Origin of the sequence: Hyphococcus luteus (assembly GCF_002943565.1) — a bacterium.
Taxonomy (GTDB): Bacteria; Pseudomonadota; Alphaproteobacteria; order Caulobacterales; family Parvularculaceae; genus Hyphococcus; species Hyphococcus luteus.
In genome coordinates this window covers 384,938-398,564 of the sequence record NZ_PJCH01000005.1, presented here as the reverse complement: position 1 = coordinate 398,564, position 13,627 = coordinate 384,938, and the positions used below count along the sequence as shown (strand labels likewise).

The window sequence follows — 13,627 nt, the reverse complement described above, 5'->3', positions numbered from 1 at the left end:
CAGCCGCCCTCATGTGGCCAAGGGCTAAAATAAGCACTAAGACCGGGGGGCGACTGGCGCCGCGAGTGCATGGCGGCCCGGGCGCGCCTCATTATGGTGAGGTCCTAGGGAGATGAAAAAATGAGCTTATCGGTAACGGCGGCGCCTGATGCGCGCTGCTTTGAAGATTGTGCGCCGCAATCGCTTTCCAATCTGACGGACGCCGCGCTGTATCAGCTGGCGGTGGCCCGCGGCGAAGGCGAGATCGGCAAGGACGGCCCGCTGGTCGTCAAGACGGGCGAGCATACGGGCCGCTCGGCCCAGGACAAATTCATCGTCCGCCATCCCGAAACCGAAGACACGATCTGGTGGGACGCCAACAAGGCGATGAGCGACGAGGCCTTCGACCGGCTCCATGCGGACATGCTCGACTACGCATCGCAGCACGATCTTATCCGCCAGGACCTCGCCGGCGGCGCCGACAAGACCTACGGCATCAAGGTGCGGGTGTTCACCGAATACGCCTGGCACGGGCTTTTCATCCAGCACCTGCTCGTGCGCCCGCCTTTCGAAGAGCGCGGCGCCGATCCCGACTTCACCATTGTCGATCTGCCCGGCTTCGCCGCCGATCCGGAAGTCCATGGCTGTCGTTCGAAGACGGTGATCGCGGTTGATTTCGTGCGCCGCCTCGTTCTCATCGGCGGCACGTCCTACGCCGGTGAGATGAAGAAATCGGTCTTCACGATCCTCAACTATCTCCTGCCTGAAAAGGACGTCATGCCCATGCATTGCTCGGTCAATGTGGGCAAGGACGACGATCCGGCGATCTTTTTCGGCCTTTCCGGCACCGGCAAGACGACGCTTTCCGCCGACCCGCACCGCACGCTGATCGGCGATGACGAGCATGGCTGGGGCCCGAACGGGCTCTTCAATTTCGAAGGCGGCTGCTATGCGAAAATGATCCGTCTGTCGCCGAGCGCCGAGCCGGAGATTTACGCGACGACCAAGCGCTTCGGCACGGTGCTCGAAAATGTCGTGATGCACCCGGAAACGCGCGAGCTCGATCTCGACGATGCGACGCTCGCCGAAAACTCCCGCGGCGCCTATCCGATCCACTACATCCCGAACGCCAGCACCAGCGGCGTCACGGGGCATCCGAACAACATCATCATGCTCACCTGCGACGCCTTCGGCGTAATGCCGCCGATCGCCCGGCTCTCCCCGGCGCAGGCCATGTATATGTTCCTGTCGGGCTACACGGCGAAAGTCGCCGGCACGGAAAAAGGTCTCGGCAAGGATCCGGAAGCGACCTTTTCCACCTGCTTCGGCGCGCCCTTCATGCCGCGCCATCCGTCGGAATATGGCGCGCTTCTCGGCAAGCTCATCGACAAGCACGGTGTGGATTGCTGGCTCGTCTCTACCGGCTGGACCGGCGGCCCTCATGGCCAGGGCAAGCGCATGCCGATCAAGGAGACGCGCGCGCTTCTGACCGCCGCGCTGAACGGTTCGCTGAACAAGGCCCCGATGCGCACCGACGAGATTTTCGGTTTCGAGGTTCCGACCGACGTGCCCGGCGTCGACAAGGCGATCCTCAATCCGCGCGACACCTGGGACGATCCGGCCGCTTATGACGCCCAGGCGCAAAAGCTTGCGAAGATGTTCGTCGAGAATTTCCGCATCTATGAAGACCATGTGAGCGATGCGGTGAAAGCGGCGGGCCCGAAAGCCTAAAACTTCGTATTTCTTCTCAAAACAAAAGGGCGATCCTTTAGGATCGCCCTTTTGTTTTCATCACTGGAAGACAACTCAAACCTTGGTGTCGAGGCGTTCGCCGGGATCGCCTGATGGCGGCGTCTCGCCGCCGCCGGCAACGCCTGCGCCGCCGGGCCCTGAGGAGACCGTCACCATCGCCGCGCGCAACACGCGGTCGCCGATGGTGAAGCCCTGCTGGGCGACGTCGACCACATGGCCGGAGGGAATTTCCGCATGCGGAACTTGCGCCACGGCCTGGTGCAGGTTGGGATCGAATTTCTCGCGCTCGGCGGCGACCTTCTTGACGCCATGGCGCTCGAGCACCGACAGGAGCTCTTTCTCGGTCATTTTAAGGCCGTCGATCAGGCTGGCGACGGCGTCCGCCCCGCCGTTTTCAGCGGCCGCAAAGGCGCGCTCGAAATTGTCGGCGACGCCGATAAGGTCGCGGGCGAAGCCCGCAATGGCGTAGCGGCTCGCATCGGTCTTTTCGCGTTCGGCGCGCCGCCGGGTGTTTTCAAGATCGGCGGCGAGCCGCAGCACTTTGTCGTTCAGGGCCGCGACTTCCGCCTGCGCCGCTTCCAGCGCCGCGCTTTCGTCTGCCTGATCGTCCTGATCCTCAGCCATATCGTCTTCACCCAGCATTTCCGGGTCGTCGAGAAAAGGTTTGTCGTGATCGCTCATGGCTTGATTTCGCTTTTTCTGGGGAATCTGTCGGAAGCGGATTTACGCAAGCAAGCGCGCTATTTCAACATCCGCGAGAGGACTTCCGCCGTATAGTCCACAATCGGGACGACCCGGGCGTAATTGAGGCGGGTGGGCCCGATCACCCCCAGGACCCCGACAATCTTGCGGTTTTCGTCGCGATAGGGGGCGGCGATCACCGAGGAGCCGGAAAGCGAGAACAGCCGGTTTTCCGAGCCGATGAAGACTTTCACCCCTTCGCCGTCCCGGGCCGCGGTGAGAAGCTCGATGACGTCCCGCTTCTGCTCGAGATCGTCGAGCAGCATGCGCACGCGCTCGATATCCTGCACCGACTCGTCGAGGAGGTGCCCGCGCCCGCGCACGATCAGCTGCCAGTTGTCGTCTCCGGCGATGTCGGCGACGCCGTCGCGCACGAGGCGCGAGGCAAGCTCGTCGAGCTCGGCCCGGTTCTCCTCGATTTCCGCGAGGATGCCGGCGCGGGTTTCGTTGAGATTGCGGCCGCGAAGCCGGGCGTTCAGATAATTGCCGGCGGCGACCAGCGCCGATGGCGGCAGGTCGTCGGGGACGTTGATGGCGCGGTTTTCGACCTTGCCGTCTTCGAACACCATGACGACGAGCGCCTTGCCGGGGCTTGTCCTGACGAATTCGATCTGGCGCAGGGGCGCGTCGGATTTTTGCGTGACGATGAGGCTGGCGGTCTGGGTGAGCCCCGACAGGCGCGCGGCCGCCGCTTCCAGAAGGTCGCCGGCGGCGCCGGACGCGGCTTCCGCTTCGATCGCCTGGCGCTCTTCGGGGCTCAAATCGCCGACCTGCATCAGCCCGTCGACGAAAAGGCGAAGCCCGAGCTCCGTCGGCAGGCGCCCCGCAGAGATATGCGGCGCATGGAGAAGCCCCATATCCGTAAGATCGGCCATGATGTTGCGCACGGTCGCCGCCGAGACCGCGATCTGGGAATCGTGGCTCAGCGTGCGCGAGCCCACAGGCTCGCCGGTGGCGAGATAGGTCTCCACAAGGCGGCGGAAGACGTCGCGCGAGCGTTCGTCAATATCGTTGAGCACGGGCATTTGTGTCTGAGGACGCGATCAGGTTCATTCACAATGAAAAATAAGCCTTGCGCGGGCAAGAACAAGGGCCTTGAAAAAGCCCGGCTCGACAGGGCCCCGCGCTTGGGGGTAGGAAGGCCCGCCTCCTGTTCCGCCCCCCTGTCCCGCCCCAGAGTTTACGGAGAATTTCATGAGACCTTCCGGCCGCGCCTTCAACGAGCTTCGGGCCGTGTCCTTCGATGTCGGCGTCGCCAAACATGCGGAAGGCTCCTGTCTGGTGAAATTCGGGGACACCCATGTGCTGTGCACGGCAAGCTGGGACGAGACGACACCGCCCTGGCTGCGCGGCGCCGGGCGCGGTTGGGTGACGGCGGAATACGGCATGCTGCCGCGCTCCACCGGCGATCGCATGCGCCGCGAAGCCAAAAACGGCCAGTCGGGCCGGACCCAGGAAATCCAGCGTCTCATCGGCCGCTCCTTGCGCGCGGTGGTCGATCTGAAGGCGCTCGGCGAGCGTCAGATTCTCATCGACTGCGACGTCATTCAGGCCGACGGCGGCACCCGGACCGCTTCGATCACCGGCGCCTGGATCGCCATGAACGAAGCGTTCAAATGGGCGGTCAGCCAGGGCGTCATCAAATCGAGCCCGGTCATCGACCGGGTGGCGGCGATCTCCTGCGGCCTGATCGGCGGCGCGCCGGCGCTCGATCTCGATTACGACGAGGACTCGACCGCGCAGGCCGACGCCAATTTCGTCATTACCGGAACCGGCGGGCTCGTCGAGGTGCAGGCGACGGCGGAAGGCGATCCGTTCACGGACGAGCAGTTCCAGGCGCTTCTCGCGCTTGCGAAGGCCGGTTGCGCCGATCTGTCGGCGCGTCAGGCTGAACTCGCTTGACGCCCAGAGCCTGACGCAAGGCGCTGACACGCCGCGTTTAAAGGACGAAGATCAGACGTTCGTCTCGGCGAAACGATGCGGCGCCGGCTCTGGTCTTTAAGAGGCACCGGTGCTGCGGCTGGCGCGTCCGTCGGTCCGGTTTCGGGAACAGTGCAGGCTTGTGAGCGGGGCTCTTGGGCGCCGCCGCCAGTTGCGCGGAAAAGCGAAGCTGGTAGAAGCATTTAGGCCTTTCGCCGCACGGATGACCGCATGCAGGACGCCCAGCCTACCCAGGATGCAACGCCGCCTCAGGACGCGCCCGCGCCAGATGAATCGGTGATCGAGGGAAGCGTCGACGGCCTGCGCGAGCAGGCGCTCGCCATCTGGGACAATCTGCAAAGCCATATGCTGACGCTCGGCGTCGCCATCGAGGGCGCCATTCTCATCGCGGCGATCCTGCCGGCGGCGTTTTTCGGCCCGCGTTTGAGGAAACTCATCCAGACGCAGATTGCGCCGCGCGCGCCTTATGGCGTCTTACGCCGCGCCGCCAACGCTTTCGCGCATCTCGCAACGCCCATCGCGCTCTATATTCTGTTGCAGGCCGCCGTCCTCGGCCTGCAGGCGGCGGGAAGCTCCAGCAATCTCATTTCCGCGGGCGTCAGCCTTCTGACGGCGTGGATCGTCATCCGTCTCGTGACGCTGGTCATTCGCTCGCCCTTCTGGTCGCGGGTCGCGTTTTATGTCGCCTGGCCCATCGCCGCGCTCGACGCGTTCGGCGTGCTTGACGATGTCGTGCGCCAGCTTCAGGCCTTTTCCTTTCCCATCGGCGAGGACGAAAACGGCGTCGCACAAACTTTTTCCGCGCTTGATTTCCTGCGCATGCTTGCGGTGTTCGGCGTTCTTTTCTGGGGCGCGCGCTTTCTCAATCACCTGATCCAGGGGCGGATCAATGCGATCGACGAACTGACGGTTTCGTTCAAGGCGCTGCTCGCGAAAATTCTCGATGTTTTGTTGCCGGTGGTGGCGCTGGTGCTGGCGCTGCAGATCGTCGGCTTTCCTTTCGGCACGCTGGCGATCTTCGGCGGCGCCATCGGGCTCGGCATCGGTCTTGGCATGCAGCGCACCGTCTCGAACTTCTTCGCCGGCTTCACCCTGATCGCCGACAAGTCGATCAAGCCCGGCGACGTCATCGAGGTGGCGGGCACTTATGGCTGGGTGACGGCGATGAATGCGCGCTATGTGAGTTTGAGAACGCGCGACGGCACGGCGCATCTCGTGCCCAACGACAAATTCATCGAGGACGGCGTCGTCAACTGGTCCCATGACGACCGGGTGGTGCGCCTGCATGCGCCTTTCGGCGTCTCCTATTCGACCAAGGATCTGCGCGGCCTCGCCCGCGCCGCCGAAGAGCGCGCGCTGACCATCGACCGGGTGCTGAAAAGCCCGGCGCCGCGCTGCAACGTGATGGAGTTCGGCGACAGCTCCGTCAATTTCGATTTGCGGTTCTGGATCAACGATCCCGCCAACGGCTCGGCCAATGTGCGCTCCGACGTCTATATGGCGATCTGGGACATGCTGCATGAAATGAACATCGAAATCCCGTTCCCGCAGCGCGACCTGCACCTCAAGTCGGTTCCTGACGACTTCCTGACGTCAACCGTCGAAACGCGGGCCGAAGCCCTGTCAAACTCCCGTGAAGACTGATTTCGCCGCATACAGCGGCGTTGCAGAATAGGCGGTGCGGCGCCTATAATCCTCGCGGGGACGATGCTCATCGCCTAAGGGCCTACAACGCCGGGAGTTACGCCATGTTTCGATTGATCATCCTTGCAGGAGCCGCGCTTTTAATGGCCGCCTGCGCCACCTCGACGCCTTACGGTCCGGCGGCGAACGGAAAGGGCTACGGCTTTTCCGAACAACGCATTGAATCGAACCGCTACCGCATCACCTTCCGCGGCAATTCCGTAACCTCGCGCGAAACCGTGGAGAACGCGCTGCTTTACCGGGCGGCCGAGCTGACGGTCGAACTTGGCTATGATTATTTCGTCGCCATCGAAAGCGACACGGAAGCGAACAAATCCTATTCGACGACGTCGGAACCGGCCTTCTACGGGCGCTACGGGTACGGCTATCCGTTCTACCGGCCTTATTACGGCTTCCCCTATTACGCTTATGGCTGGGGCTGGGGTCAGCCTTATGACAGCTATACGCGCGAGATCACCCGCTATTCGGCGGTCGCTTATGTCGCCATGTTCAAGGGCGACAAGCCCGCGGACAATCCGCAGGCTTTCAATGCGCGTGAAGTGATGGCCAATCTCGGGCCTTATGTGCTGGGCGAGCCCGGCCGGTAATCAGTTGACGGCGCGAAGCGCCGGTTTTCCGGGGTCTTCCGCCGTTTTCTCGGCCGCGTCTTCCTGCGCCGTTTCATACACCACGACGAAGCCGCGCGGCGTGTGGCGCACGATGACGCCGCGGCGCCGGCCCACATGAATGGGCGAGCCCACCGGCGGGCGCCGGCGCGCGTCGACCGAGACGCCGTTCACGGAGGTGTCGACGACGGACACGAAAAGCGACGAGCCGTCGGCGAGGCGGCAGATCAGGCGCGAGCCGCCCTCGCGGTGGCGCAACGCATTGCGGCGGTCGGCGAGCCCGTCGGCGAAATCCGGATTGGCGCGCAGCATCAATTGCTCGGTCAGAAGATTGCGGCGGCGCTTCGACAAGAGGAAGGAAACGGCGAAGCCGTCGGGGAAGAGGCGCGCCACAGTGGTTTCGATGACGTCGAGACCGTCGATATGGATGATCGCAGCGTCGCCGACCACGGCTCTGGCCTCGGTGATCAGCGCCATGTCGCCCGGTGAGATATTGAGGAGACGGCCCTCATATTCATCGACAGCGTTAATCACAATGCGCGCTGGGAGATCGAGACTGATCCGCCGGTAGCGCCTTGCATCATTCTTAAACATCGTATGGTTGTCCCGAATTGCGTCTTTGCGCCGCCGCGTTGCAAGTTAGCGGCCAGCCGCAAAACCTTTTCTAACGGACAAGGCGCAATTTTATCGACCACCCGTTTTCCGGGCGAGACCGGCGCCGCTTTGCAAGGCTGCGCAGCGGCTTGTATGGTTAAGCAAATCTTTTTCCCCAAGAGAACGGCAACCCCGGAGCCCATTCCTCATGAAAAAGCAGTTTTTTTGCGCCGCCGCGGCGGCGCTGGCGATGATTTCCGCCGCCCCGGCCCAAGCCCAGCCCCAAACCCAAGACGATCCCTATCAATGGCTGGAAAATATCGAAGGCGAAAAGGCCCTCGACTGGGTGAGGGCGCAAAACGCCCGCTCTCAGGAAGCGCTCGAGGCCGATCCGCGCTTTGCGCCCATGTATGAAGAAGCCTTGTCGGTTCTGACCTCGAAAGCGCGCCTGGCGCTGGGGTCCATTCACAACGGCTATGTCTATAATTTCTGGCAGGACGACGAACATGTGCGCGGAGTCTGGCGCCGGGCGAGCGTTGAGAGCTATCGCGCCGGCGCGCCGGAATGGGAGACGCTGGTCGATGTCGACGCGCTCGCCGAAGAGGAAGATCGCAACTGGGTCTGGGGCGGCGTTGATTGTCTGTCCCCTGACTATACCCATTGCATGGTCGAGCTGTCCGACGGCGGCAGCGACGCGGCGTTCTGGCGCGAGTTCGACAGCAGCGATAAGGCTTTTGTCGAAGGCGGGTTTTACATCCCTGAAGGCAAATCGAGCGTGGCGTGGCTGGGTCCGGATACGCTGCTCGTCGGCGCGGACACGGGCGAGGGCTCGCTGACGACCTCGGGCTATCCGAGGACGGTGCGCCGGCTCGCCCGCGACGCCGCGCTTGATGAAGCGCCGGTTCTCTATGAAGGCGAGGAAACCGATGTGGCCGTCGCGGCGGCCGTCGAACAGGATAATGGCGGCGCGCATGTATTCGTCGTGCGCTCGCCGTCTTTTTTCGAGTCTGAATATTACTACGCCAGAAGCGAAGACGATGCGCTCGGCGATCTGGAAAAGCTGCCGCTGCCGATGAACGCCGACTTCGAAGGGGTCTTGGGCGGACGTGCGATTTTCCTTCTGCGCGAAGAATGGACGTATGACGGCGAGACGTATGAAAGCGGCGCCGTCATCGCCTACGGCCTTGCCGGGGCTGAGGCGCAGACCGTGATGACTCCGGCGGCGAACCAGTCCGTCGAAGATGTGGAGATCGGCAAGTCGGGTCTCGTCATCTCCTATCTCGAAGACGTGTCCGGCAAGGCCGCGCGTTTCACGCCGCGCAAAAAAGGCGGCTGGAAACGCAAGGAAATCGGCCTGCCCGACAATGGCGTCATTGAAATCATCTCCGCCGGCGGCGGCACGGACGACGCCATGCTGTCCTTCGAGAGCCTGACCCGGCCGGAAGCGCTTTATTATGCGCCGGCGCGGGGCAAGCTGAAAAAGATCGCCGAGACGCCGGCTTTCTATGACGCGACCGGCGTCGTGGTGGAGCAGCGTTTCGCGACCTCCGCGGACGGAACCAAAGTTCCCTATTTCATCATGGGACTCGATTCGGTGTTGAAGCAGGGGAATGCGCCGACCGTGCAATATGGTTATGGCGGTTTTCTGATCCCGATCCTGCCGGTCTATTACGAAGACCCCGCGCGGCCCCAGCATGGGGCGCTCGCCGGGCTCATGTGGGTGAAGCGCGGCGGCGTCCTCGTTCTCTCCAATATTCGCGGCGGCGGGGAATACGGGCCGAAATGGCACCAGGCGGCGCTGAAGGAAAACCGCCAGCGGGCCTTTGACGATTTCATCGCCATCTCGGAAGACCTGATCGAGACCGGCGTGACGAGCCCTGAAAAGCTCGGCGCCATCGGGCGCTCCAATGGCGGGCTGTTGATGGGCGCCATGCTGACCCAGCGCCCGGATCTTTACGCCGCCATCGATTGCGGCGTGCCGCTGTTCGATATGAAGCGCTATAATAAGCTGCTCGCCGGCGCCTCATGGATGGGCGAATATGGCGACCCCGACATCCCCGAAGAGTGGGCTTATATCTCGAAATATTCGCCCTATCAGAATCTGAAAGCGGGCGAGCCCTATCCGAAAGTTCTGTTCTACACCTCGACCAAGGACGACCGCGTCCATCCCGGCCATGCGCGCAAGGCGGCGGCGAAAATGGACGGCCTTGGCTACGACTTTTTCTATTATGAAAATATCGAGGGCGGCCATGGCGGCACGGCGAATCAGGATCAGCTCGCTTACAGGACGGCGCTGGAATACGCCTATTTCGCGAGGATGCTGATGCCCCGGAGTGAATAAGGGCAGCAGCTCGACAGAGTACAAATAAAAAGCCGGGCGCCGTTGGCGCCCGGTTCCTTCTTGCGGGCCTCAAGGACCCGTGAGGAAGCTCGGCTTTTACGCCGCCGCATTCCATTCCTTGATCTGGCGCTCGGCCTCTTCGCGCGCGACGCCGTATTTCTCCTGGATCTTGCCGGCCAGCTTGTCCTGGTCGCCTTCGATCTCGGTGAGTTCGTCGTCCGTCAGCTTGCCCCACTTTTCTTTCGCGGCGCCTTGAAGCTGCTTCCATTTGCCTTTCAGTTCATCGGAATTCATGAGTCGTGCTCCTTTCCATTTGAACATCAGACGAACACGCAAAACCGCCGCCCCGTTCCCTTTTGGCGTGAAATTGGATTAAGCTCGCGCCCTTTGGCATAGAGGGGCGGCGGCATGGCTTGGTGGTTTGGAATAAAGCTCTGGAAGCGCGTATTTCTGGGGCTCGTTCTCGGCGTCATATTCGGCCTCGCCGTTTCCCAGTTCATGGAAGCCGCCGCTGCCGAAGCGCTTTTGGAGAAAGTGCGCGTCGTCGGAACGGTCTTCATCCGCCTGATCCGGATGATCGTCGTGCCGCTGGTTTTCTTCACCCTGGTCGCCGGCATTTACGCCATGGGCGATCCGAAAAAGCTCGGCACCATCGGCATCAAAGCGTTCCTGCTTTATATTTTCACGACCTTTTTCGCCAATCTCATCGGGCTGGGCATGGGCACGCTGTTCCAGCCCGGCAAGGGCGTCGACCTTGGCGGCGCCGAGCCGAAAGTGATGGACGCCGACGCGCCGTCGCTCGGCGAGCGTCTTTTGAGCATCATCCCGGAGAACCCTTTCGCCGCGCTCGTTGAGGGCGACATGCTGGCCGTGATCTTTTTCGCGCTTCTGCTCGGCGTCGGCCTGTTGATGGCGCGCGAGGCGGGGCAGGCCGCCGGCCGGTTTTTCGAGGCGGGCGCCGAAGGCATCCTGCAGATGACGCACATCATCATGGAGCTTGCGCCCTTCGGCGTTTTCGGCCTCATCGCCTATGTCGCCGGCACGCAAGGGATCGCCACGTTCACGGCGATCCTGTCGCTCACCCTCGCGGTTTATGTCGGCTGCGCGCTGCATATGCTGATCGTTTACGGCGGTCTTGTCCGGGTGATCCTGCGGCTGCCCTTTGTCGATTTTTTCCGGGGCATCCTCGATCCCATGATGGTGGCCTATTCGACCTCGTCCTCTTCGGCGACGCTGCCGGTGACGATCCGCGCCGCCAATGAAAACCTCGGCGTCAAGAAATCCGTTGCGGGTTCGGTCCTGCCGCTGGGCGCGACGATCAATATGGACGGGACCTCGCTTTATCTCGGCATCGTCGCGCTCTTCACCGCCCAGGCCTTCGGCTATTCGCTCGAGCCGCAGCATTATTTCCTGATCGCGCTCACCGCCGCGCTCGTCTCCATCGGTACGGCGGGCGTGCCTTCGGCGTCGCTCTTCCTGCTCGCCATCGTGCTCGAAGTGTTCGACGTCACGCCCGAGCACACCGCGCTCGTCATCGGCTTCATCTTTCCCTTCGACCGGCTTTTGGACATGATGCGCACGGTGACCAATGTCACCGGCGACACCGCCGTTGCGACCGCAGTCGCAAAATGGGAAGGCGAGCTCGACGAAGAGGTCTTCCGCGCCAAACCGCTCAGTTGACGGGCGCCGAATTTTATCTGGCGCAAGACTTATGTATCATTGCCCGGGCGCAGGCTCATGGCCGCGCCGCAAACACACTCTTTTTTACATGCGGAAAACAGCCGCATATTTATACTAGCCTTATATTAGGGGATCGTCGTAAGACGAAGTATTGTAATGGTGAGTGTCAGCCGGCGGACAATCGCGCCGGCTGCATGAAACGGTTTCAGCCGGTTCGGGGACAAGCGGGGGGCGTTGCGCGTAAGGCGATGACTTTAATGAAAAGGACGGTTGCGCTCACAACCATGGCCAACAACATCAAGGAATTGCGGATTTCTTTCTTGTTGAGTCCCAGTGAATTTGCGCGCCGCATCGGCATTTACCCGGAATATCTCGCCCGCCTCGAAAGCGGCGACCGCCCGCTCAACGATCTGTGGATCGACGCCGTCGCCCGGGCGCTCGGCGCGCCGCGCGAGGCGGTGACCGAGGCGGATGCGCTCGCCGCCTTCAAAAACAAGATGTCATCGCCGCCAAAACCGCCCGACGCCGCAGAGCCGGTCCTAAATCCTTTAGGCGCGCGTTACGCCATTCTCGCGTTGATCGCGAAACTGGCGGGGTTCAAAACTGCGGAAAGCCTCGACGAAGACGAACTGGCGGACGCCGTGCAAAGCCTTGTGTCTTATGTGGGGCGGGGGACGGCGGGCGAAAGCGCCGCTAATCGTCTTTCGCAAGGTCTTCAAATAACCGTTTTAACAATCCTTCAATCCCGCTCGCCCGATCTCCCCGAAGGTTTTCAGGAAGATCTCGATCGCGTCCTTCCAGGGGCGCTAGCGCTGCTTCAGGGCTTTTCGGATTTCGCCGATCCCGGCCGGGAAAAATGACCACATTGTCGGAAGGCTTTTTCGGAAACACTCCTAAAAGCTTACGGTAAAGCGCTTCAGCACGCTTTCGCTCCTCGACACTCAATGCAGCCTCCCCGCTGTCAGCCAGCCCGAAAGCCGGCCAAGAGTGTGTTAACCTATTATCGTTGTTTTTTGAAGCGCTTTTATGAGGCAGGCTTCTGTGGAAAACAAGTCTTTCATGCCGGACAGCGGCGCTTGGTTTCGTTTCGGCGCCGTATCAAGGGCGGGCGCCAAAGGGCGGCGTCATACGGGGGGCGGGGCGCTTTGCCGGGCTGCGGTTTTCTCGTTCTGATCTGCAAGCCAGCCTTAAGATAGTTAATACACGGAGGGTTTAGTCTTTGCGTTAACGCTCCGCCTTTTGCGCTTAACTGCGGATTAAAGGCTTGGTTGTCTGATTGGTCGTTCCGGGCGGAGAAGACCGCCGATTGCGCCGGAGAACGCCTATGACGCCGACAGCCAATTCCGACCCAAATTCAAAAGATCTTCGTACGGAGCAGGTCAAGCTGCTGCGTTTTGAAAAATCGATCGAGGCCGCCTGCCGCAATGTCGTATCGGGCAAGCCGCTCGACAAGGCGCCGGTGCTCGCCAGCCTCTCGGCGCTCGCCGCCTCCGCCGCCGCCGTTTCCGCAAAGCTCGGCACGGACGCGCCTTTGCGTCTTGTTGCAGAAGCGAAGGCCGCAGCGGCCCAGCCCGTGGAAAGCTCGTCATGGCTCGTCAATCTTGCCGAGGCGGCGTCGAAGAGTCATGCTCTTCTTGAAACCCTCGCCCAGGACGGATCGTTCCAGATTCTTCAGGCGAGCGGCGGCACGCCGAAACGGGCAACGACGGAGACTGTCGCATCTCTCCTGATGAATGGACCGTTCTAACACGTTACGGGACAGCCCTGTTTTTCGGGGTTGTCCTTTGTTTCCTTTCCGGCTCCAAAAATCTTAAACTCGCCTCGTCGGTGATCGCCGCCGACTGGGCGCTCAGCAATGTCTTCTATTATTTCCTGAATAATGCGGCGGTGAACCTCATCGCGCCGGTGAGCATTCTCGTGCTCGCGCTGTTCTGGTCGCTCTGGCATGCGAAAAGCCTGAACGGCGCGTTCATCCACAGGACGTTCTTTTCCTATTACGCGCTCTATTTCCTCATCAATCTCTGGCATCTGTTGGGGCGCTTTTTCTTTCCCGAAACGCTGACGGCCAATTACGTTTTCTCGCTGGCGGCCTCAAACGGGGTTTTCATTCTGATCCTCGTCACCCTCTGGCTGTTTGCGATCCTGAAATTTCTCGACAGACACGCAGAAGGCGGATTGATGGGCGTCTACGAGCGCAATATCGGCAAATGGCGCAAATGGTTTGGCGGGCGCTGAGAGCGCAAAAGAAAACGCCGCGCATGAAGCGCGGCGTTCTTTCGTCATATCGCCT

The 13,627-nt window shown here is 61.7% G+C and carries 13 protein-coding genes; 9 read left to right on the top strand and 4 right to left on the bottom strand.

Annotation, left to right across the window (positions count from 1 at the left end; all coding sequences use genetic code 11):
* Positions 1–120 precede the first annotated feature (120 nt).
* Positions 121–1,710 (top strand): phosphoenolpyruvate carboxykinase, encoded by a 1,590-nt coding sequence (locus CW354_RS06815; protein ID WP_104829285.1) that lies wholly within the window; start codon positions 121–123, stop codon positions 1,708–1,710.
* A 75-nt stretch (positions 1,711–1,785) separates the two neighbouring features.
* On the opposite strand, the gene grpE is transcribed toward CW354_RS06815, so the two are convergent.
* Both grpE and hrcA read right to left on the bottom strand, forming a co-directional pair.
* Positions 1,786–2,412, bottom strand: a complete 627-nt coding sequence (grpE, locus tag CW354_RS06810; protein ID WP_104829284.1) for a nucleotide exchange factor GrpE — start codon at positions 2,410–2,412, stop codon at positions 1,786–1,788.
* Positions 2,413–2,471: 59 nt separating this feature from the next.
* Positions 2,472–3,497 carry a heat-inducible transcriptional repressor HrcA gene (gene hrcA, locus CW354_RS06805; protein ID WP_104829283.1) on the bottom strand — a complete coding sequence of 342 codons (1,026 nt, stop codon included), beginning with the start codon at positions 3,495–3,497 and terminating at the stop codon, positions 2,472–2,474.
* A 169-nt stretch (positions 3,498–3,666) separates the two neighbouring features.
* Here hrcA and rph point away from each other — a divergent pair, with 169 nt between their 5' ends.
* From rph to CW354_RS06790, 3 genes are all read left to right on the top strand, one after another.
* Entirely contained in the window at positions 3,667–4,374 is a 708-nt protein-coding gene (gene rph / locus CW354_RS06800) for a ribonuclease PH (RefSeq protein WP_104829282.1), read from the top strand.
* A gap of 249 nt (positions 4,375–4,623) precedes the next feature.
* Positions 4,624–6,057 (top strand): mechanosensitive ion channel family protein, encoded by a 1,434-nt coding sequence (locus CW354_RS06795; protein ID WP_104829281.1) that lies wholly within the window; start codon positions 4,624–4,626, stop codon positions 6,055–6,057.
* 104 nt (positions 6,058–6,161) lie between these two features.
* Positions 6,162–6,704: a CC0125/CC1285 family lipoprotein gene (locus CW354_RS06790; RefSeq protein ID WP_104829280.1), complete on the top strand. Its 543-nt coding sequence runs from the start codon at positions 6,162–6,164 to the stop codon at positions 6,702–6,704.
* On the opposite strand, the gene CW354_RS06785 is transcribed toward CW354_RS06790, so the two are convergent.
* Entirely contained in the window at positions 6,705–7,316 is a 612-nt protein-coding gene (locus tag CW354_RS06785; RefSeq protein ID WP_104829279.1) for a PilZ domain-containing protein, read from the bottom strand.
* Positions 7,317–7,524: 208 nt separating this feature from the next.
* Here CW354_RS06785 and CW354_RS06780 point away from each other — a divergent pair, with 208 nt between their 5' ends.
* Positions 7,525–9,657 (top strand): prolyl oligopeptidase family serine peptidase, encoded by a 2,133-nt coding sequence (locus tag CW354_RS06780; protein WP_104829278.1) that lies wholly within the window; start codon positions 7,525–7,527, stop codon positions 9,655–9,657.
* Between the two features lie 96 nt (positions 9,658–9,753).
* On the opposite strand, the gene CW354_RS06775 is transcribed toward CW354_RS06780, so the two are convergent.
* A complete protein-coding gene (locus CW354_RS06775; protein WP_104829277.1) occupies positions 9,754–9,951 on the bottom strand; it encodes a CsbD family protein in 198 nt (65 codons plus the stop codon).
* 114 nt (positions 9,952–10,065) lie between these two features.
* On the opposite strand from CW354_RS06775, the gene CW354_RS06770 reads away from it, so the two are divergent.
* The 4 genes from CW354_RS06770 to CW354_RS06755 all read left to right on the top strand — a co-directional run bounded on the left by CW354_RS06770 (position 10,066) and on the right by CW354_RS06755 (position 13,572).
* The gene (locus tag CW354_RS06770) at positions 10,066–11,337 is read left to right on the top strand and encodes a dicarboxylate/amino acid:cation symporter (RefSeq protein ID WP_104829276.1); all 1,272 of its coding nucleotides are present in this window, start codon (positions 10,066–10,068) and stop codon (positions 11,335–11,337) included.
* Between the two features lie 257 nt (positions 11,338–11,594).
* A complete protein-coding gene (locus tag CW354_RS06765; protein ID WP_133162206.1) occupies positions 11,595–12,197 on the top strand; it encodes a helix-turn-helix domain-containing protein in 603 nt (200 codons plus the stop codon).
* A gap of 464 nt (positions 12,198–12,661) precedes the next feature.
* Positions 12,662–13,084, top strand: coding sequence for a hypothetical protein (locus CW354_RS06760; protein WP_104829274.1), 423 nt, complete (start codon positions 12,662–12,664; stop codon positions 13,082–13,084).
* A gap of 80 nt (positions 13,085–13,164) precedes the next feature.
* Positions 13,165–13,572 carry a hypothetical protein gene (locus tag CW354_RS06755; protein ID WP_104829273.1) on the top strand — a complete coding sequence of 136 codons (408 nt, stop codon included), beginning with the start codon at positions 13,165–13,167 and terminating at the stop codon, positions 13,570–13,572.
* The last annotated feature ends 55 nt before the right edge of the window (positions 13,573–13,627 follow it).